The organism is Pseudomonas sp. Os17 (assembly GCF_001547895.1).
Taxonomy (GTDB): domain Bacteria; phylum Pseudomonadota; class Gammaproteobacteria; order Pseudomonadales; family Pseudomonadaceae; genus Aquipseudomonas.
In genome coordinates, this window is the sequence record NZ_AP014627.1 from 2,400,289 (window position 1) to 2,420,319 (window position 20,031).

The following is a 20,031-nucleotide window of genomic DNA, read 5'->3' on the forward strand; positions in this document are numbered from 1 at the left end:
GAGCCGAGCCATGCGTCGATACGGCAGCCTTTTCGAACGCCTCGGTGGCGAGGCCGAACAACGCGTCGGCTGGAGTCGCGAAGTGGCCGCCATGGCGTCGGTGGCTGCCCATCTGGCGAAGATGCTCAGCACCCGGGCGGGCAGTGTGCAGACACTGTCCGACTACGGGCTGCCGGATCTCAACGACATGCGCCTGAGCCTGCACGACGCGTTGAGTCAGGCGCGAGAGGCCATCGAAGGCTTTATCGAGACCTACGAGCCCAGGCTATCCAACGTGCGAGTCAAGCCACTGCCCCGGGACCACGATCCCCTCAAGCTGGCCTTCAGCATCGAAGGCCTGCTGGAGGTGGAAGGGGTCAGGCGCCAGGTGAGCTTTGCCGCGCGGCTGGATGGCAGCGGGCAGGTACGGGTCAAGTAAGGAGTGAACAAGGATGTCTGGAAAACCTGCGGCACGGCTCAGCGACCCAACGGCCTGTCCGATTCCCGGGCATGGGGTCAATCCCATCGCCAGTGGCTCGGCGGATGTGCTGTTCGACGGCTTGCCGGCGGCTCGCCAAGGTGACGTGTCGGCCTGTGGCGGTGCCCTGAGCGGCGCCTTGAGCAGCACCGTGTTCATCAATGGTCGGCCAGCCGCCACCCTGGGGTCGCTGGGCAGTCATGGCAACACGGTGATAGGCGGATCAGGGACGGTGATCATTGGCGATACCCATGTCCCGGCACCGTTTGTGGCGCCGTTGCCGGTGCAGATCAATTGGCCGTTCAGCGAACACTATGTGATTGAGTGCCAGAAGACTGGGAAACCACTGGCGGGAATTGCCTACACCGTCAAAACGGCGACTGGAAAGATCTTCAGTGGCGTGACTGGAGCAGACGGCAAGACCGAAAAAATATCATCTTCGGACGCTGAGACGTATGAACTGATTATTCAACGGCAGCGTGAAGTGGTGATTGCTTGACCGTGGTCGAGGGTGTTGAAGAAGAATCGGCGGCGATCCCGCTCTTGCACGCAAATGGGGGGCTAGGTGATGGAAATAGTAGCGACATCCAGTTTGAGTCCTGCGAGTCAAAAGGCCGAAAAGACCTTGGCAATTCGTCTTTTCGGAGTGAGTGATATTCCAGCGGCCATGAGAAAAATGAATTGGAATGTCGCTGCCGACTTGATGCAGTACTGGTTTGATGGCAAACCGTGGTCGACGATAGATGGCGCAATGTCGAACGAAGTCAAGGAACATATTGCCCTTGCTCCAGCACCCTATTTCGATAGTTCAATTGTCAAGATGAATTGGCTTGTCAAGTTTGAACGCGCCAATAAGGTACTGAATGTTCTGCGAGCGGCTTGGAATAATGGGCCAGCTCAAGAGCAGATGCGGGAAAAAATATTGCCGAAATTCAAGGGTCGGACTCCTGGTGTATACCCGTTTCAGTTTAACGGGGAGGCGAGATCGGTAGAAAATTTTGGTTACTGCAATACTCGATCGGTAAATTTTGCATTGGTCGATGAGGTAAACGAGTTAAGGGCAGCCTTGGCTGATTTTAATATCCGAGTCTTCCCCGAGGGAGAGGTTGCTGTCACCAAGGATAAGGTACGGCTTTTAGTAAGTCGCATAGGCTTTTATGTTGAGGATGCCTATGACTTTAATGACGCCCCTAACAGTTTTTTTAGTCAGCCTCTGGGTTTTTGGAATTTTGATGGCATTGAAGGAGCATTCGCTGCAAACGCTACCAATATTGGCCTGGCAGAGGCCCAGGGTGCTTTAGCGATGCAAGCGCCTGGAGACGCTGCTGCGGATCGTATGTACAAGGAAATTGCTGAAGCGCGTTATTTCTATGTTAATAATTCGCATTTTGTTGCCTATAGACGACGAACAGGCAAGGGCGGCGATTTTCAGGTTTTTTCAGATGTTTTATATGAGAGTGTCCCTCTTGTTGTTATTGCATTATGGGGATGAACGTTCGTGTGCGGAAAATACAGCATGTGTATTATTTTTTTCGCATTTTTAACTGAGACAGATGCTGGCGGTGGGGCACAATGATGAATTTGCTTCGGAGTAAATGGCTTCGTCGGGCAGCTCTAGTAGCTATTGTGTTGGGTGCGGCATTGATATACATCGTCAATGTAATGCTCGGTTATCCCGCGAGTACTACGCAGGTAAGTCCGTCAGGCCGATTCATAATGGAGAATGTGCGTGTCGATGGAATTTTTTTTCTGCGGAGAATGGCTTATCTTCGAGTAATTGATACACGGGCGCCTGAAACAGTCTACCGCACACCTTTGTATGACACGCAGTCTTTGGATATGCGGGTATTTGAAAATGATCATGAGGTCGGGATTTACTGGATAAAGTTTGATTGGCAGAAAAAGCTGTTTGTTATTTCCATGCCGGAATGGGAAGAGCACGGGATGAATATATTTGTAAGTAATACGCCTTATACCCATTTTAAAAATTAGGTTGGGTGCTTTTTTGGTTTCGGCCCAAGGATGCGATAGCAGGCAAGGAGCTTGAAGGGAATGAATGTCCGTTCCGCAGTAAGCGTTTTTTCTATGTTGCAATTGGCGTGTCATATGTACCGTTGCACGGCATGCTGGCTCGTTCTATTTCACAGCCTGATATAGATATGGGGGCTGGAGTTATTGAGTAGTCGGTATTTTTATCGTGTCTATACCAAAGATGATGAACTGCTTAGGACATCCGAATGGTTTTTCTGGATGAGGGAGGGAAATGAGCAGGTTGCCCCCGAATTTTCTGGCGCTACTGTGCTTTACCCGGGAACTGAGGGTTGGGAGTACTGGACGGTTACAGAGTGTCGTTGAGGATTTTGGTATTCAGAGAGGGCTTTCATAGAGTGAGTCATGCTGAAAACTAAAAGAGGGTTAGTGGTTTTCATTGTTTCGGTAGTTGTGCTTCTACTGTTGCTCACCCTAGGGCTCAAGTTAAGAGGTGCGTGGCTGGCTCAGCCCAGAGTGAAGGATTGGAACGAGTCGGGTAAATGCTACATAGCAACATATATCCCGGAATATCGATCGATGGGGTTGGTTGGGCGCGTTTTTGCATTGTTCAGCAGCAAGAATTTTTATCGGGTTTATACCAAGGAGGGGGAGATGCTTAGAACGTCGGAATGGTATTTATGGATGAGAGAAGGAAGTGAAAATATTGCTCCGGAATTTAATGGTGCTTCCGCGTTATATCCTGGGTCCGAGGGCTGGGAGGGGTGGACTGTCACGGAGTGTCGTTAAGCAGGAGTTTTGATTCGGGCGAGATTCTCTTGAAGTCGTAAGAAACGATAGAGGCTTGAAATGGCTTGCGCAAAGTATTTCAAGATCATGCTATGGGCGCCCGTATGCATGTTGCTAACCGCTTTTTTACTACTGGGTAATGCAGGTGATGATCTGACTCTTGAAAAAGGAGCTTGATTCAGGCAGCTGCGTGCGGGGTGGTTCTTTGAGTATTGCCGCAATAGTTCTGCGTGCAGCCCTGGAACAACTGTTTGCCACCTAACAACGAGTACTCAAACACAACCCTGAACTAAGAAGTTTCCATTGTTCGCCCATTTCACTCACCCCAGGCAGGTAAACCATGTCCTTCAACCACTACTACCAAAGCGAACTGACCGCGCTGCGCCAGTTGGGGCGGCGTTTCGCCGAGCGTAGTCCGGCCCTGGCTCCGTTTCTCGGGCAGGCCGGGCGGGACCCGGATGTGGAGCGGTTGCTGGAGGGCTTTGCCTTTCTCACCGGGCGTTTGCGGCAGAAGCTCGATGACGAGTTGCCGGAGCTCAGCCATTCGTTGATGCATCTGTTGTGGCCCAACTACATGCGGCCGTTGCCGGCGTTCAGCATCCTGCAGTTCGATCCGTTGCAACGTTCGGGGCCGGCGGTCGGCGTGCCTCGGGACACGCCGGTGGAAAGCCGGCCGATCAACGAGGTGCACTGCCGGTTCCGTACCTGCTACCCCACCGAAGTGCTGCCCCTGGCGCTGGACGGGCTGACCTATTCGGTCAAGGGCGACGGGGCCTTGCTCAGTTTGCGCCTGGAGATGACCTGCGACGGGCATCTGGGCGAGTTGGAGCTGGGGCGCCTGCGCCTGCATCTGGCCGGTGAGCGCTACATCAGCCAGATGCTCTACCTGAGCCTGTTGCGCAACCTGGCCGGGATCGAGCTGGTGCCGCTGCGTGCCAGTGGCGAGCCGTTGCGCGCAGCCAACGGCGATCCGCTGGCGTTGCAGATCCCGGGCAACAAGGTGCAGCCGGTGGGCTTTGCCGAGGAAGAGGCGTTGATTCCCTATCCGCTGAACACCTTCCGCGGCTACCGCTACCTGCAGGAGTATTTCTCCTTCCAGGACAAGTTCCTGTTTGTCGACCTCGGCGGCCTGGAGGTGTTGCGGACGCTGCCGGAGGACAGCCTCAAGCAGGTGTGCGGCCTGGAGCTGCGCTTCGATATCCGCAAGAGCGGTATCCAGCGTCTGCGGCCGACCCTGGACAACGTCAAGCTGTACTGCACGCCCATCGTCAATCTGTTCAAGCACGACGCGCTGCCGATCCGCCTCGACGGCAAGCAGGACGAGTACCTGCTGCTGCCGGCGGAATACGACCTGGAAAACTGCGGGGTGTTCTCGGTGGATTCAGTCACCGGCTGGGCGCCGGGCGGGGTGGGCTACCAGGACTATGTGCCGTTCGAGTCCTTCGAGCACGACCCCAGTTTCGACGTGCCCCAGAGCCGTCCGCACTACAGCATCCGCCAGCGTTCATCCCTGCTCCACGATGGCCTGGACACCTACCTGAGCTTCGCCATCCGCCACACCGAGGCCCAGGAAACCCTGTCCATCGAGCTGACCTGCACCAACCAGAACCTGCCCCGTCAGCTCAAGCTCGGCGACATCGATCAGCCTTGCGAGGACACCCCGGACTTTCTGCGCTTTCGCAACATCACCGCGGCCACGTCCAGCTACGCGCCGCCGCTGAGTCGCGACTTCCTGTGGAAGCTGATCAGCAACATGTCCCTCAACTACCTGTCCCTGGCCAACGTCGATGCGCTCAAGGTGATTCTCGAAACCTACGACCTGCCGCGCTACTACGACCAGCACGCCGAGCGGGTCAGCAAACGTTTGCTGGGGGGGCTCAAGTCGATTCGTCACGAACACGTCGACCGCCTGCACCGCGGCCTGCCGCTGCGGGGCCTGCGCACCGAGCTGACCATCGACCCGCAAGGCTATATCGGTGAAGGCGACCTGTTCATTTTCGCTTCCGTGCTCAACGAGTTTTTCGCTCTTTACGCCAGCCTCAATTCGTACCACGAGCTGCGGGTAAACAGTACACAAGGAGAGGTGTACCAATGGACGCCACGCATGGGCTTGCAGCCCCTGCTTTGAGCGAGTTGTCCCGGGGCATACGGGAGTACTCGCTGTTCCAGGCGGTGATGCTGGTGGTCGATCGACTGCGCGATGCTCACCCCCAGATGAACGACGACGAGCTCTACGATCAGCTGGAGTTCCAGGCCAACCCGAGCCTGGGATTTCCCGGCAGCGATGTCGATCGCGTGGAGTTCTTCGAAGAGCACGGACTGTTGCATGCGCGCCTGCGCCTGAACCTGATCGGCCTGTTCGGCTCCGGCTCGCCGCTGCCGGCCTTCTATGGCGAGCAGGCCCTGGGCGACACCGAGGAGGGCAACCCGACCCGGCATTTTCTCGATCTGTTCCACCATCGCCTGCAACGGCTGATGCTGCCGATCTGGCGCAAGTACCGCTATCGCGCGAGCTTCTCCAGCGGTGCCCTGGATCCGTTCTCCAGCCAGTTGTTCGCCTTGATCGGCCTGGGCGGCGTGGAGATTCGCCAGGCCCGGGAACTGAACTGGAAACGCCTGCTGCCCTACCTCGGGCTCTTGAGCCTGCGGGCCCACTCGGCGGCGCTGATCGAGGCGGTGCTGCGTTACTACTTCAAGCATGCGCAGCTGGTGATCGAGCAGTGCATCGAGCGTCGGGTGCAGATTCTCGACGAGCAGCGCAACCGCCTGGGCCTGGGCAACAGCGTGCTCGGCGAGGACCTGGTGCTGGGGGAGCGGGTGCGCGATCGCAGCGGCAAGTTCCGCATCCACATCCGCGAGCTCGACTGGCAGCGCTTCCATGAATTCCTGCCGATTGGCTTCGGCTATCAACCGCTTTGCGCCCTGGTGCGCTTCACCTTGCGCGACCCGTTGGACTACGACATCCGCCTGGTACTGCGCCAGGAGGAAATCCGTGAACTGTGCATCGGCGAGCAGAACGCTTGCCGCCTGGGCTGGACCAGCTGGCTGGGACGTGAACGCGCCGATGGCGTGGTGACCCTGGGCAGCCTCTCTCATTAAGGACGAGACCGATGATCAACGTCGATTTGCAACAACTGATCCAGGCACTGGATGCCGATACCCGCCGCGACCTGGAGCGCTGCGCCGAGCGTTGCGTGGCCCGTGGCGGCAGCAAGATCCTGGTGGAGGACCTGCTGCTGGAACTGCTGGAGCGGCCCCAGGGGCTGCTCGCCCGGGCCCTGCAGGATGCCGGGATCGAGGCCGCCGAGCTGGTGGCGGTGCTGCAACCGGGTACCGAGCACAGCGCTTCACGCAACCCGGTGTTTGCGCCGGAGCTGGTGCAATGGCTGCAGGATGCCTTGCTGGTGGCCAGCCTGGAACTGGGACAGACCCAGGTGCAGCAGGCGGCGTTGCTCCTGGCCTTGCTGCGCAACCCGCTGCGCTATGCCGGCAGCCGCTACCAGCCGTTGCTGGCGCGGCTCAACAGCCAGCGCCTGAAGGACTTCGCCCTGGCCCAGCAGGGGGATCCCGGGGCCCCGGGCCAGCCGCTGGCCGGCGGCGAATCGCTGTTGCAGCGCTTTACCCATAACCTCACCCAGCAGGCCCGGGACGGCCGGCTCGACCCGGTACTGTGCCGCGATGAAGCGCTGCGCCAGATGGTGGATATCCTCGCCCGGCGGCGCAAGAACAACCCGATCATTGTCGGCGAAGCCGGGGTCGGCAAGACCGCGGTGGTGGAGGGGCTGGCGTCGCGCATTGCCGCCGGTGAAGTGCCCCAGGCGTTGCAGGGCGTCGAGTTGCTGGTCCTGGACATGGGCTTGCTGCAGGCCGGGGCCAGCGTCAAGGGCGAGTTCGAGCGCCGGCTCAAAGGGGTGATCGATGAGGTCAAGGCCGCGCCTCAGCCGATCATCGTGTTCATCGACGAGGCCCATACCCTGATCGGGGCCGGTGGCAACGCCGGCGGTGGCGACGCCGCCAACCTGCTCAAGCCGGCCCTGGCCCGGGGCGAGCTGCGCACCATCGCCGCCACCACCTGGAGCGAGTACAAGAAATACTTCGAAAAGGACCCGGCCCTGGCCCGGCGTTTCCAGCCGGTGCAGTTGCATGAACCCAGCGTCGACGAGGCGGTGACCATCCTGCGCGGCCTGGCCCCGATCTATGAAAAGAGCCACGGCATTTACCTGCGCGATGACGCGGTTGTGGCGGCAGCGCAGTTGTCGGCCCGCTACCTGGCGGGTCGGCAGTTGCCGGACAAGGCTGTCGACGTCCTGGATACCGCCTGCGCCCGGGTGCGCATCAGCCTCGCCGCGGCGCCGCAAAGCCTGGAACGCTTGCGCGCCGAACTGGCGGAAGGCGCTCGCCAGCGCCAGGCCCTGCGCCGCGATGCCGAGGCCGGGCTGGACATCGACCAAGAGGCTTTGCAGCGTCTGGAGCAACGCTTGCAGGATGCCGAGCGCGAGCAACTGGCCCTGGAGCAGCGCTGGATCGAGCAGCGCCAGCAGGCCGAGCGCCTGCTCGCCCTGCGCCAGGAGTTGGCCCAGGCGCGGGAAGCGCTGGTGGCCACTTCCGAGGACCGGCAAGCGCCGGCTGACGATGCTCGGGACAGCGAGCCGCAGGCGCACCTGCAGGCGTTGCAGGCCGAACTGGTGGCGGTCCACGGCGCGCTCAGCAACGCCCAGGCCGAGGAGCGCCTGGTGAGTTTCGAGGTGTGCCCGCGGTTGGTGGCGCAAGTGATCAGCGCCTGGACCGGTGTGCCCCAGGAGCAACTGGCCCGGGAGCACAACGCCCGGGTCGCCAGTTTCGCCGACGATCTGCGGGCGCGGATCCGCGGCCAGGAACAGGCGGTGCAGGCCCTCGACCGTTGCATGCGCGCGGTCGCCGCGGGCCTGAACCAGCCCGACGCGCCGGTGGGGGTGTTCCTGCTGGTGGGCCCCAGCGGTGTCGGCAAGACCGAAACCGCCCTGGCCCTGGCGGACCTGCTGTACGGCGGCGAGCGCTTCCTGACCACCATCAACATGTCCGAGTTTCAGGAGAAACACAGCCTCTCGCGGCTGATCGGCGCGCCGCCGGGTTACGTCGGTTACGGCGAGGGCGGCATGCTCACCGAAGCGGTACGCCAGAAACCCTATTCGGTGGTGCTGCTGGACGAGGTGGAGAAGGCCGATCCGGACGTGCTCAACCTGTTCTACCAGATCTTCGACAAGGGCCTGGCCAACGATGGCGAAGGGCGCGCGATCGATTTTCGCAACACCCTGATCCTGATGACCTCGAACCTCGCCAGCGAACGCATCGACGCCCTGTGCCAGGGCTCGCAGCGTCCCAGCACTGAGGACCTGGAGCGGGCGATCCGCCCGGTCCTCAGCGCCCACTTCAAGCCGGCGCTGCTGGCCCGCATGCGGGTGGTGCCGTTCTACCCGGTGGACGCTGCGGTGCTGCGGGAACTGATCGAGATCAAGCTGCAGCGCCTGGGCCAGCGCCTGGCGCGCCGGCACTTGCAGTTCAGCCATTGCCAGCAGTTGGTGACGCAACTGGCCCGGCGCTGCGGGCAGAGCGACAGCGGTGCACGGCTGATCGATCACCTGCTGGAAGCGCATCTGCTGCCCCGGGTGGCCGATCGTTTGCTGCAGGCCATGGCCAGCGGCGAGTCCCTCGTGCAGGTGCACGCCACGGTGGATGGCGACGGCGGCGTGGTCTGCGAGTTTGCTTGAGGGCACCCGGATGTTTACCCAGATTGCCCAACCGCTGGCCTATGCCGAATCCCTGCTGGGGATGTACTGCGAGCTGGCCCGGAGCGGCGACGAGGCCAGCCTGCTGGCGGACTTCGTGGCTGCCGTCGCCCGGCTCAGCGGTTGCCAGTTGACCCAGCTGTACCTGTTGGACGCCACCCACACCCGCCTGGAGCTCTGCGCCGAGTGCCTGAGCGACGCCACACGGCCGCGGCCAGTGGCCGAGCTGCCGGCGGACTACAACGGCGAGCAGCTGTTGCAGTTCTCACTGTGCCAGGACCGCGTGCTGTTCCTCGCCGACCTGGGCAGTGGCCTGTACCAGACCGACTTCCTGCCGGAGGCGGGCGGTGCCTGGCGCTCGCTGCTGTGCGTGCCCCTGGCCAGCCCCCAGGGTGCGGTGCAAGGGCTGCTGCTGTGCGCCAGCCGCGGGCCTGCCCGGTTGCAGGGATTCGCCGGCTCGTTGCGCCTGTCGGGCAGCTTCCTGCTGGCCCAGCGCAGCCTGCGGCAACACTGGCGGCGCGCGGCGGCCACGCTGCCGACCGAGCCCGAGGCCCCGCGCCGGGCCGGCGACTACGGGCTGATCGGTAGCAGCCCGGCCATGCGCCAGACCTGCCAGCTGATCAGCAAGGTGCTGCACAGCCCCTACACGGTGCTGCTCCAGGGCGAGACCGGCACCGGCAAGGAGGTGGTGGCGCGGGCCATCCACGATTACGGTCCGCGCCGCTCGCGGCCCTTTATCGTGCAGAACTGCGCGGCTTTGCCCGAGCACTTGCTGGAGAGCGAATTGTTCGGCTATCGCAAAGGCGCGTTCACCGGCGCCGACAGCGATCGCATCGGCCTGTTCGAGGCGGCGCAGGGCGGCACGCTGCTGCTGGATGAAATCGGCGACATGCCGCTGGTGCTGCAGGCCAAGTTGCTGCGGGTGTTGCAGGAAAGCGAAATCCGCCCCTTGGGCAGCAACGAGCCGCGCCAGATCGATGTGCGCATCATCGCTGCCACCCACCGCGACTTGCCGACCCTGGTGAGCAGCGGCGAGTTTCGCGAGGACCTCTATTACCGCCTTGGCCAGTTCCCCATCGAACTGCCACCCCTGCGCCAGCGTGCGGGGGATGTGGCGCAACTGGCGCGCTACTTCTGCGACAAGACCTGCACCTTTCTCCAGCGCGAAGCGCTGCAGTGGGCCGACTCGGCGCTGCAACTGCTTGGCGGCTACGCCTTTCCCGGCAACGTGCGCGAGCTCAAGGGCCTGGTGGAGCGGGCGGTGCTGCTGTGCGAAGGCCGCGAGCTGCTGCCCGAGCACTTGCTGCTGCAGCGCGCGGCGCCGGAGGGCTCGCCGACCCTGAACCTGCGGCTGCGCATGGAGCAGATCGAGCGCGGCCTGTTGCTGGAGTGCCTGCACAAGCACGGCGGCAATCGCACCCACGCCGCCCGCGAGCTGGGCATGTCGCGGCGGGCCCTGCATTACCGCCTGGCGCGCTTGCAGATCCAGCCCCTGGAACCCGAGGCGTCCTGCTCATGAGCGCGCTGTGGCTGTGCTTGTCGCTGACCGGCGGCGCCCGATTGCTTGGGCGCCGCGCCCCTTACCTTGATCCGGAGAACCGCTGATGTCCGTTCGTCCCTGGCCCCTTGTCCTGCTGTTGCTGGTGGTTTTCGGCCACCTGGGCGCTTGCAGCGGCAATTACAAATTCAATGACCCCAGCTACCGCCCGCTAGGTGACCCGCAGACGGTCAACCGCGGCAAGTGAGCGCAAGGAGCAGCACCATGGAACTGGTTTTTGAAATGCTCGACAGCCCTCAGCGCCTGCCGGCCGCAAGCGTCAGCAAGACCTTCGGGCAGGGCGGGGGACGGATCGGCCGCGGCGCCGATTGCCATTGGGTGATTCCCGACCGCCAGCGGCACCTGTCCAACCACCACGCGCAGGTCAGCTATCGGGACGGTGCGTTCTTCCTCACCGATACCAGCAGCAACGGCATCGTCCTCAAGGACAGCGGCGCGCGCCTGCCCAAGGGCACGCCGTTGCGCATCGAGCAGGGCAGCACCTATGTGCTGGGGGGCTTCGTGATGCGCGCGCGGCTGATGCCGGCGAGCGCGCCCCTGGCGCTGGACGTCGGCCGGCCGCTGGCCGCGGGCAGCATCATTCCCGATGACGCCTTTCTCGATCCGGACCCGCTCAAGGCCCTGGCGATGGAGGAGCAGGGCGAGCTGACGGACGATCCTCTGGCGCTGCTCGACAGCCCGCCCCAGGCCCTGGAGCCCTTCGCCGACTACGCACGGATCGACACCGAGCACCTGCTGGTGCCCGAGCTGGTGGCGCCCACGCCGCTCCCGCCAGCGAGCCCGGTGTCGCCGCTCCAGGGCCCTGGGGAGTCGTTCTGGGAGCAGTTTGCCGAGGCCCTGGGCGTTGAACTCAAGGACCTCGATCCGCCGGCCCGGGAGGCCCTGGCGCTCAAGGCGGCGCGCCTGCTCAAGCAGAGTGTTGCCAGCTTGCAGCAGAGCCTGCGCACCCGTAGCGAACTGAAGAACGAACTGCGCCTGGGGCAGACCCAGGTCCAGAGCGCCGGCAAGAACCCGCTGCGCTTTGCCCCGAACGCCAGCGAGGCCCTTGAGCGGCTGCTGCTGGACGACAAGCCCGGGCAGTTGTCCGGGCCCCAGGCCATTGCCCGGGCCTTCGGCGATTTGCAGGCGCATCAGGTGGCCTTGCTCGCCGCCAGCCGGGCCGCACTGCGCAGCACCCTGGAGCACTTCTCGCCGCAGCAGTTGACCCTGCGTTTCGAGCGCGACGGCAAGCGCCCCTGGCTGGCCACCGCCGGGCGTCACTGGCGGGCCTATACCCGCTACCACCAGAACCTGCGCCTGGACGACGACTGGAGCGAACGCCTGCTGGCCCGGGACTTTGCCCAGGCCTACGAGGAGCAGCACCGGCTGATTTCCACCCTCAACACCCACGCTCACCAAGGATGATCCCCATGCTTCGCTGCAAGGTTTTGTTGATGCGCGCCGCGACCCTGCTGGCGCTGTCGCTGCTCGGCGCCTGCGCCTCGATGTCGCCGTATTCGAGCCTGACCAAGCTCGACCTCAGGCTCAGCGCCAGTGACCAGTTGAACCCCGACCTCAACGGCCGGCCGTCGCCCATCGTGGTGCGGCTGCTGGAGCTCAAGCACCCGGTGGCCTTTGAAAACGCCGATTTCTTCAGCCTCTACGAGCGGGCCAAGGAGTCCCTGGACCCGGACCTGGTGGCCAGCGAGGAACTGGAACTGCGCCCCGGGCAGAGCCTGGAGCTCAAGCTCAGCGTCGAGCGTGACAGCCGTTATGTCGGGGTGTTGGCGGCCTACCGCGACCTGCCGGAAACCCGCTGGCGCTATGTGATTCCGATCACCGCGATGGAGGTCACCCGCAGTGAGCTGATCCTCGACCAGGCGGGCATTCGCAACCGTCTGCAACCTCTGGCCCGGGCGGATGAACAGCCATGAACGAACATAAAGTCATCTGGCAGGAAGGCATGTTGCTGCGGCCCCAGCACTTCCAGCACAACGACCGCTATTTCGACCATCAGCTCAAGACCCGCACCCAGCTGCTGGGCAGCTACACCTGGGGCTTTCTCGGCCTGGAGATCGACCTGCAGTACCTGAACATGGGCAAGCTGGTGATCAGCCGGGCCTCGGGGATCCTGCCGGACGGCAGCCTGTTCGCCCTGGGAGAGAGCAGCGAGCCCCTGGCCCTGGACGTGCCGGCCAACACCGGCAAGACCTCGGTGTACCTGGCGCTGCCCCTGGTCACCGGCAACCACATCGAAGCCCGGCGCGCCGAGCAGTCCGATGTGCTGGCGCGCTACATCACCTACGAAGCGCAGATCGCCGACTCCAATGCCGACGACGACTCCAGCAGCCAGATCAGCTGCGGGCGACCGGACTTCCGCCTGTTGCTGGGGGAGCAGCAAAGCGACCAGGCCTACGTCAAGCTCAAGGTCTGCGAGGTGCAGGGCAGCAACGCCGAAGGGGTGATCAACCTCGATCAGGAGTTCTTCCCGACCTTCATCCAGACCCACGCCTCGGCCTACCTGCTGTCGTGCCTGAAGGAGGTGATCAGTATGCTCGCCCACCGTGGCGACACCATCGCCGAGCGCATCCGCTCCAATGGCAAGGTCGGTGGTGCCGAGGTCGGCGATTTCATGATGCTGCAGCTGATCAACCGCAGCGAAGTGGTGCTGCGCCACTACCTGGACCTGGAGCAGGTGCACCCGGAGGAGCTGTATCGCACCTTGCTCGGCATGCTGGGCGACCTGTCGACCTTCTCCAGCGAGAGCAAGCGCCCGCGCCTGGACACCCGCTACCAGCACAGCGACCAGGGGGCGAGTTTTCGCAGCCTGATGGACGCCATCCGCCAGGTGCTGTCCATGGTCCTGGAGCAGCACGCCATGGAGCTGGCCTTGCAGGAGCGCCAGTACGGCATCCTGGTGGCGGCCCTGCACGATCACTCGTTGCTGGAGTCGGCCTCCTTCGTCCTGGCCGCCAGCGCCAACTGCGACGCCGAAGAGCTGCGTCATCGCCTGCCGGCGCACCTCAAGGTCGGCCCGGTGGAGAACATCCGCCAACTGGTCAACCTGCACCTGCCGGGGATCAAGGTCAAACCGCTCTCGGTGGCGCCGCGCCAGATCCCGTTCCACTCCAGCAAGACCTATTTCATCCTCGAATTCAGCCCCCAGGAGCTGACCCAACTGGAACGCTCCGGGGGCTTTGCCTTCCACGTTTCCGGGGAGTTCTCCGAGCTTGAGCTGAAATTCTGGGCCATCAGGAACTGACTGCCATGACCAAGGACAGTGAATACCCGCAGGACGACAAGACCGTCCTCGTCGATCGCCACGAGCCCCACGCCGGCAGCGGCCCGCTGACGGACTCCGTCGCGCCGCCGCGTATCGAGCAACTGGAGCAGCGGATGATCTATGCCGCGCGCCTGCAACCGGCCCAGGCCTTCAACGTCAGCCTCAACGCCCTGGTGGCCGCGGCGTCCGAGCTGCTTTCGGAAGTGGTGCGGCTCAAGCACAGCGTGGTGCGCGAAGACCTGGGCGCGCTCAACCAGCAACTGAGCGCCGCCATCCGGCGGTTCGAGGCCCGGGCGCTGCACGACGGTGCCGAGGCCGGCCAGGTGCGCAGCGCCCGCTATGTGCTGTGCACGGTGGCGGACGAGGCGGTGGTGAGCACCCCCTGGGGCAATGAGAGCCAATGGTCGCAGATGAGCCTGCTGAGCAGCTTTCACAACGAGACCTTCGGCGGTGAAAAGGTCTTTCAGCTGCTGGAGCAACTGACCCGCAATCCGCTGCGCCACCTGCCGATGCTGGAGCTCATCTACCTGTGCCTGTCCCTGGGGTTCGAGGGCAAGTACCGGGTCGCGCCCCGCGGCATGCTGGAGCTGGAAGGCATCCGCGATGCCCTGTATCGGCAGATCCGCCAGTTGCGCGGCGACGTGCCCCGGGAGTTGTCGCCGCAGTGGCAGGGCTTTGGCGATCAGCGCCCGGACCTGGTGCGGATCGTGCCCTGGTGGACGGTGGCGCTGTCCACCCTGGTGAGCCTGGCGGTGATGTATTCCGGGTTTGCCTGGGTTCTGGCGCAGCAGCGCGAGAGCGTGTTGCAACCTTATCGTCAGCTTGATTCGGCGGCGTCCGTGAGTGCGCCGCAAGACGGGAAACTGTGATGAAGACTCTGTTGAAGAAAGTCGGTCTGTTCCTCGCCAGGACCTGGGTCTGGACCCTGGTACTGGTGCTGTTGATGGCGTTGCTGGTGTGGTTCGTCGGGCCCTTGCTGGCGGTGGATGACTATCGGTTCTGGGCCAGCACCACCGCGCGGCTGTTGACCATCAGCGGCTTGTGCCTGATCTGGGGCCTGAGCATGGTGTTCGTCAACTGGCGCGCCGGGGTGCGCAAGACCGCCCTGGAGGACAGCGAGGAAGGCCGGCAGAGCCTGGAGCGCGAACAACGCATGGATGACGAGGAGAAAGAGCTGCGCAGTCGCTTCAGGGAAGCGCTGCGCACCCTCAAGACTTCCAGCCTGTATCGCGGCCGCAGCGAGCGCTGGCGCCAGGACCTGCCCTGGTACCTGCTGCTCGGGCCCAAGGGCGCCGGCAAGACCAGCCTGCTGGATTTTTCCGGGCTGGAATTTCCCCTCAATCGCATTGATCGCAAGCTGACCCGCGACACCCAGGGCAGTGCCCACTGCGACTGGTACTTCGCTGAACACGGGGTGCTGATCGATACCGCCGGGCGTTACCTGACCCAGCCCGATCCCGAGGCCGACAGCCACGCCTGGAGCACCTTGCTCGGCCTGCTGCGCAGCCGTCGGCGCAATCGGCCGCTCAATGGCGTGCTCCTGGCCCTGCCGGTGGACGTGTTGCAGGGCGGCGACGAACAGGCCCTGGAGCTTTTCGCGCGCCAGGTGCGCAGTCGCCTGCAGGAAGTGCGGCAAAAACTGCATGTGGAGGTGCCGGTGTACCTGGTGCTGAGCAAGGCCGACCAACTGCTGGGGTTCGACGAGTTCTTCGATCAACTGAGCCGTGAAGAGAGCGAACAGGTGCTGGGTGTCAGCTTCCGTCGCGAGCAGGACGGCACCGATGTGGCGGTGCTGCGCGATGAATTCGAAGACCTGCTGCGGCGCCTCAACAGCCAGATGATCATGCGCATGCACCAGGAGCGCGACACTCAGCGTCGCGGGCGGATACTGGATTTTCCGCACCAGCTGGGACTGATCGGCGAGCGCCTGTGCCTGTTCGTCGACATGGCCTTCACTGGCAACCGCTACCAGCGCGCCAGCCTGTTGCGTGGTTTCTACCTCACCAGCGCGCCGCACCTGAGCCAGTCACTGGACCCCGACACGGCCGGGATCGGCGCCAACCTGGGCCTGCCGAGCAGCCTGTTGCCGAACCTGCACAGCGGGCGGGCGCGATTCATTCATCACCTGCTCAGTCAGGTGATCTTCCCCGAAGCCGAACTGGCGGGCCTGGAGAAGGGCGAGCGCCGGCGCATCGATTGGGGCCAGCGCGCCCTCTATGTGGGGGCGCTGGGTTCCCTGGGGCTGTTCGGGCTGGTATGGGCCAGTGGTTTTTCCGCCAACCATGGACGCCTGGAGCAACTGCGCGAACTGGCCCGGGAATGGACCCAGCAACGCGCCACCCTGAGTGACCGGAGCGACGCCATGGCCGCGCTCAAGAGCCTGGACCTGAGCGACCAGGCGACCCGGGTGTTCCCGCCCAAGGGCCAGGTGTCGCTGCATGAGCGCGGCGGTCTGTACCAGGGCGAGGCCAGCAACCCGCTGCTGCGCGCCGCCTATGAGCGCGAGCTGCAAGAGCAGCTGCTGCCGAAGGTGGCGCAGATGCTCGAAGGGCAGATCCGCAGCAACCTCAAGGACCGCGAGCGCCTGCTCAACAGCCTGCGCGCCTACCTGATGCTCAACCTCAAGGAGCGCCGCGACCCCAGTTGGCTGCGGGACTGGGTGGCGGCCGACTGGTCGCGGCGCTACCCCGGCAACAGCGCGGTGCAGAACGGCCTCAACCGCCACTTCGAGCGCCTGTTGCAGCAACCCTTCAGCTACCCGCTCAATGAGCCGCTGGTGGCCCAGGCTCGCCAGGTGCTGCGCAGCGAGTCGCTGGCCGACGTGATCTACCGGGTGCTGCGCGAGCAGGCCCGGAGCCTGCCGGACTATCGCCTGAGCCAGCACCTGGGGCCCCAGGGCCACCTGCTGCTGGGCGCCGATTATGTGATCCCGGGCTTCTACACCCAGCAGGGCTATCAGCAGTATTTCTCGATCCAGGGCGCCAGCCTGGTGAGCGACATCCTCCAGGACAACTGGGTGCTGGGGGAGGGCAGCGACATCAGCGGCATGGACCTGCGCCAACTGATGGTCAAGCTGGAGCAACTGTACTTTCGCGACTACGCCAACCACTGGGGCGAGGCGGTGGGCCGGGTGGCCCTGCAGCCGATCAACGATGCCAGCGAAGGGGCCGAGCAAGTGGCCGGCCTGACCTCGGCCAACTCGCCGATCCTGCAACTGCTGGTGGAAGTGCGCGAGAACACGCGCTTTCCGGTGCTGGCCGAGCCCGCCGCAGAGCTGAGCGAGGCCGCCGACCAGCTGGTCGGTGGCGGCGCCTTGGGCAAGGTCGCGGCGGCAGCTGCGGGCAAGGCCAAGGACGGGTTGCTGAAAAAACTCCCGGACACCGCGCGCAAATCCCTGCAAAGCCGCTTCGAGCCGCTGCACCGTTTGCTCGACGACAATAACGGCCCCACCGCGGACCTGGCCCCGGCCCTGCAGGCGCTCAACGAACTGCAGCTGCAACTGGCGTTTCTGGCCCGCTCCGGCAATCCCGAGCAGGCGGCCTTTGAAATGGCCAAGACCCGCATGAGTGGCCAGCGCGATGCCCTGAGCACCCTGCGCACCAGCTCCGGGCGCCTGCCGCGGCCGGTCAGCGCCTGGTTCAACCTGCTGGCCGAGGACACCTGGCGCCTGGTGCTCAACGACGCGTACCAGTACCTCAACCAGCGCTATCAGGGCGAGCTCTACGGCTTCTACGGCAAGGCCATCAAGCAGCGCTATCCGTTCGATGCCCACAGCAGCAGCGAGGTGGCCATCGGCGACTTCCGCGAGTTCTTCAAGGCCCAGGGCCTGGCCGAGCGCTTCTTCGACACCTACCTGCGGCCCTTCGTGGTGGGCGATCCGGGCAATTACCGGCTGCGCAACATCGACGGCTACAGCCTGCCGGTGTCCCGGGTCTACCTGGACCAGATGGCCGCGGCCCAGGTCATCCGCCAGAGCTTCTTCGCCGAGAACCCGGCCGAGCCCCAGGTGCAGTTCCGCCTGGAACCCTACACCCTGGACCCCAGCGTCAGCCGCGCCGAGTTCCGCTTCGGCGACCAGCAGATCGAGTACCGCCATGGTCCGATCGTGCCCATGGCCTTCAAATGGCCCACCGATGCGGAAAACGGCCGCACCAGCCTGGTCCTGGAAAAACTCGCCGGCCGGCCCATCGGTATCGAGAAGAACAGCGGTCCCTGGTCGCTGTTCCGCCTGTTCGACCTGATGCAGAACGAATACCTGAGCGGACGCGACGTGATGGTGATCAAGGCCGACCTGGGCGGATTGCGAGCCAATTACCTGCTGCACAGCCAGCGCACCCCCAACCCCTTCGACATGGGCGTGCTGCGCAGCTTCCGCCTGCCGGTGCAGCTCTGATGAACGCTGCCGGGACCTGGCGCAGCGCGGCCCGTACCGACCCGGGCAAGGTTCGCCGGCGCAACGAGGATGCCTTTCTCGACTGCCCGGAGCGCGGCCTGTGGGTGGTGGCCGACGGCATGGGCGGGCACCAGGGCGGCGACATCGCCAGCCGGCTGATCGTCAGCAGCCTCGCCGAGCTGCCGACCGAGGACAGCTTCGAGGCCCGCCTGGCCGGCGTGCGCCAGTGCCTGCACTGGCTCAACCGGCGCCTGGGCCAGGAACTGACGGTTACCGCCGGACGGCGCGACAGCATCATGGGCAGCACCGTGGTCGCGCTGTTGCTGCAGGGCGATCGCGCCGCCTGCGTCTGGGCCGGTGACAGCCGCTGCTACCTGTGGCGCGAGCAGCGCCTGTACCAGCTGTCGCGGGATCATTCGCTGATGCAGAAACTCATCGACGAGCAGCAGATGAGCGTCGAACAGGCCCGCTCGCACCCGGCGGCCAACGCCCTGACCCGGGCGGTGGGCGCCAGCGAGCGTCTGAGCCTGGAAGTGCTGGAGCTGCAGGTCTATCCCGACGACGTGTTCCTGCTGTGCAGCGACGGCCTGTACCAGGAGTTGACTCGCAACGCCTTGTGCCGTGCCTTGAGCCTGGCGGCGCCGCAAGTGGCCTTGCAGCGTTTGTTCGAGGACGCCCTGGACGGCGCGGCGCGGGACAACCTGACCGCGGTGGTGGTGCGCCAATGAACCTGCCGCTGTTTCACCCGCATTCACCCTCGCCGGCGCCGGGCGAACTGACCCGGGTGGTGGCGGCTGCGGCAACGCAGCCGCGGCCGGTCAAGGGGCGCGGCAAAGGCTCCAAGGGGCGCGGCAAGGCCCGGGGTGGCGGCAAACGGCGCTTGCCGATCGGCCCGCCGCTCAAGGCGCTCGACCCCCAGGGCGGGCTGCCCCAGGTGCTGGCCGGACGCTACCGGCTGGAGCGCTTGCTGGGGGCCGGCGGCATGGGCGTGGTGTACCGCGCCCGGGACCTGCTGCATGAACAGTTCGGCGACCCGGAACCTTATGTGGCGGTGAAGCTGCTCAGCGAAGCCTTCGCCGATGCGCCGGATGCCAGCGCCTTGCTCTACGGCGAATTCGCCCTGACCCGGCGCCTGCACCATCGGCACATCGTGCGGGTGCACGGCTTCGACGTGGACACCGGGCATGCCTGCGCCTTTATCACCATGGAACAGCTGCGCGGCATGCCCCTGGACCAACTGCTCTGCCAGTGGCCCCTGGGGTTGCCCTGGGCGCAGTCGCGGGAGGTGATTCTGGCATTGCTGGAGGCCCTGGCTTACTGCCATGGCCGCGGGGTGCTGCACGGCGACCTCAAGCCCGGCAACCTGATGCTCGGCGATGACGGCCTGCGCCTGTTCGACTTCGGTCTGAGCCGCGCCGCCCAGGGTCGGTTGCCGGGCCTGCCAGGGCTCAACCGCCAGCGTTTCGCCGCCTGGACTCCCAGCTACGCCGCCCCGGAGCTGCTGGAAGGCGCGCCGCTGTCGGCAGCGGCGGATCTGTTCGCCGTGGCCTGCGTGATCCACGAACTGGTCAGCGGCAAGCACCCTTATCGCCGCCTGCCCTCGACCCAGGCCCGGGACCAGCAGCTGGACCTGCAACTGCAACGCCCGCGCCAACTGCCGGAGTACTGCTGGCCGGCGCTGCGCACGGCCCTGGCGCTGAATGCCGCGGAGCGGGCCATCGGCGTCGAGGAACTGCGGGATGCCTTTGCCCCCAGGGGCGGCTGGCTGGGCGGCTGGTTGCAGCGGCATGAACCATGAACAGCGAACAAGGAGCAGCA

Annotated in this window: 16 protein-coding genes; all 16 read left to right on the plus strand. The window is 64.2% G+C overall.

The features are described 5' to 3' along the window. The first annotated feature begins 10 nt into the window (after positions 1–10). The 16 genes from tssE (at position 11) to POS17_RS10925 (ending at position 20,011) form a co-directional block, all read left to right on the plus strand. Positions 11–418: a type VI secretion system baseplate subunit TssE gene (gene tssE / locus POS17_RS10850; protein WP_060838535.1), complete on the plus strand. Its 408-nt coding sequence runs from the start codon at positions 11–13 to the stop codon at positions 416–418. A gap of 13 nt (positions 419–431) precedes the next feature. Continuing rightward, positions 432–956, plus strand: a complete 525-nt coding sequence (locus POS17_RS10855; protein WP_060838536.1) for a PAAR domain-containing protein — start codon at positions 432–434, stop codon at positions 954–956. Between the two features lie 69 nt (positions 957–1,025). Then, positions 1,026–1,949, plus strand: coding sequence for a DUF6402 family protein (locus POS17_RS10860; protein ID WP_108542712.1), 924 nt, complete (start codon positions 1,026–1,028; stop codon positions 1,947–1,949). 80 nt (positions 1,950–2,029) lie between these two features. Beyond that, the gene (locus POS17_RS31640; RefSeq protein ID WP_129406783.1) at positions 2,030–2,449 is read left to right on the plus strand and encodes a hypothetical protein; all 420 of its coding nucleotides are present in this window, start codon (positions 2,030–2,032) and stop codon (positions 2,447–2,449) included. Positions 2,450–3,575: 1,126 nt separating this feature from the next. After that, on the plus strand, positions 3,576–5,363 hold the full coding sequence (gene tssF, locus POS17_RS10870) for a type VI secretion system baseplate subunit TssF (protein ID WP_060838539.1): 1,788 nt from the start codon (positions 3,576–3,578) through the stop codon (positions 5,361–5,363). Then, entirely contained in the window at positions 5,327–6,334 is a 1,008-nt protein-coding gene (gene tssG, locus POS17_RS10875; protein WP_060838540.1) for a type VI secretion system baseplate subunit TssG, read from the plus strand. Before tssF ends, tssG begins: the two co-directional genes overlap by 37 nt. Positions 6,335–6,345: 11 nt before the next feature. After that, positions 6,346–8,982 (plus strand): type VI secretion system ATPase TssH, encoded by a 2,637-nt coding sequence (gene tssH / locus POS17_RS10880; protein ID WP_060838541.1) that lies wholly within the window; start codon positions 6,346–6,348, stop codon positions 8,980–8,982. Positions 8,983–8,992: 10 nt separating this feature from the next. After that, positions 8,993–10,519 (plus strand): sigma-54 interaction domain-containing protein, encoded by a 1,527-nt coding sequence (locus POS17_RS10885; protein ID WP_060838542.1) that lies wholly within the window; start codon positions 8,993–8,995, stop codon positions 10,517–10,519. A gap of 85 nt (positions 10,520–10,604) precedes the next feature. Continuing rightward, positions 10,605–10,745, plus strand: a complete 141-nt coding sequence (locus tag POS17_RS10890; protein ID WP_047303353.1) for a hypothetical protein — start codon at positions 10,605–10,607, stop codon at positions 10,743–10,745. A 17-nt stretch (positions 10,746–10,762) separates the two neighbouring features. Next, positions 10,763–11,962, plus strand: coding sequence for a type VI secretion system-associated FHA domain protein TagH (tagH, locus tag POS17_RS10895; protein WP_060838543.1), 1,200 nt, complete (start codon positions 10,763–10,765; stop codon positions 11,960–11,962). Positions 11,963–11,967: 5 nt separating this feature from the next. Further along, complete coding sequence (gene tssJ, locus POS17_RS10900; protein ID WP_060838544.1) at positions 11,968–12,471, plus strand: type VI secretion system lipoprotein TssJ; 504 nt, start codon at positions 11,968–11,970, stop codon at positions 12,469–12,471. Next, positions 12,468–13,799, plus strand: a complete 1,332-nt coding sequence (gene tssK / locus POS17_RS10905; protein WP_016964839.1) for a type VI secretion system baseplate subunit TssK — start codon at positions 12,468–12,470, stop codon at positions 13,797–13,799. Before tssJ ends, tssK begins: the two co-directional genes overlap by 4 nt. A gap of 5 nt (positions 13,800–13,804) precedes the next feature. Beyond that, the gene (gene icmH, locus POS17_RS10910) at positions 13,805–14,689 is read left to right on the plus strand and encodes a type IVB secretion system protein IcmH/DotU (protein WP_060838545.1); all 885 of its coding nucleotides are present in this window, start codon (positions 13,805–13,807) and stop codon (positions 14,687–14,689) included. Continuing rightward, entirely contained in the window at positions 14,689–18,213 is a 3,525-nt protein-coding gene (gene tssM / locus POS17_RS10915) for a type VI secretion system membrane subunit TssM (protein ID WP_060838546.1), read from the plus strand. The genes icmH and tssM overlap by 1 nt, the downstream gene beginning before the upstream one ends. Further along, positions 18,213–18,941 (plus strand): PP2C family protein-serine/threonine phosphatase, encoded by a 729-nt coding sequence (locus tag POS17_RS10920; protein ID WP_060838547.1) that lies wholly within the window; start codon positions 18,213–18,215, stop codon positions 18,939–18,941. Before tssM ends, POS17_RS10920 begins: the two co-directional genes overlap by 1 nt. Then, on the plus strand, positions 18,938–20,011 hold the full coding sequence (locus POS17_RS10925; protein ID WP_082729840.1) for a serine/threonine-protein kinase: 1,074 nt from the start codon (positions 18,938–18,940) through the stop codon (positions 20,009–20,011). Before POS17_RS10920 ends, POS17_RS10925 begins: the two co-directional genes overlap by 4 nt. Positions 20,012–20,031 lie beyond the last annotated feature (20 nt).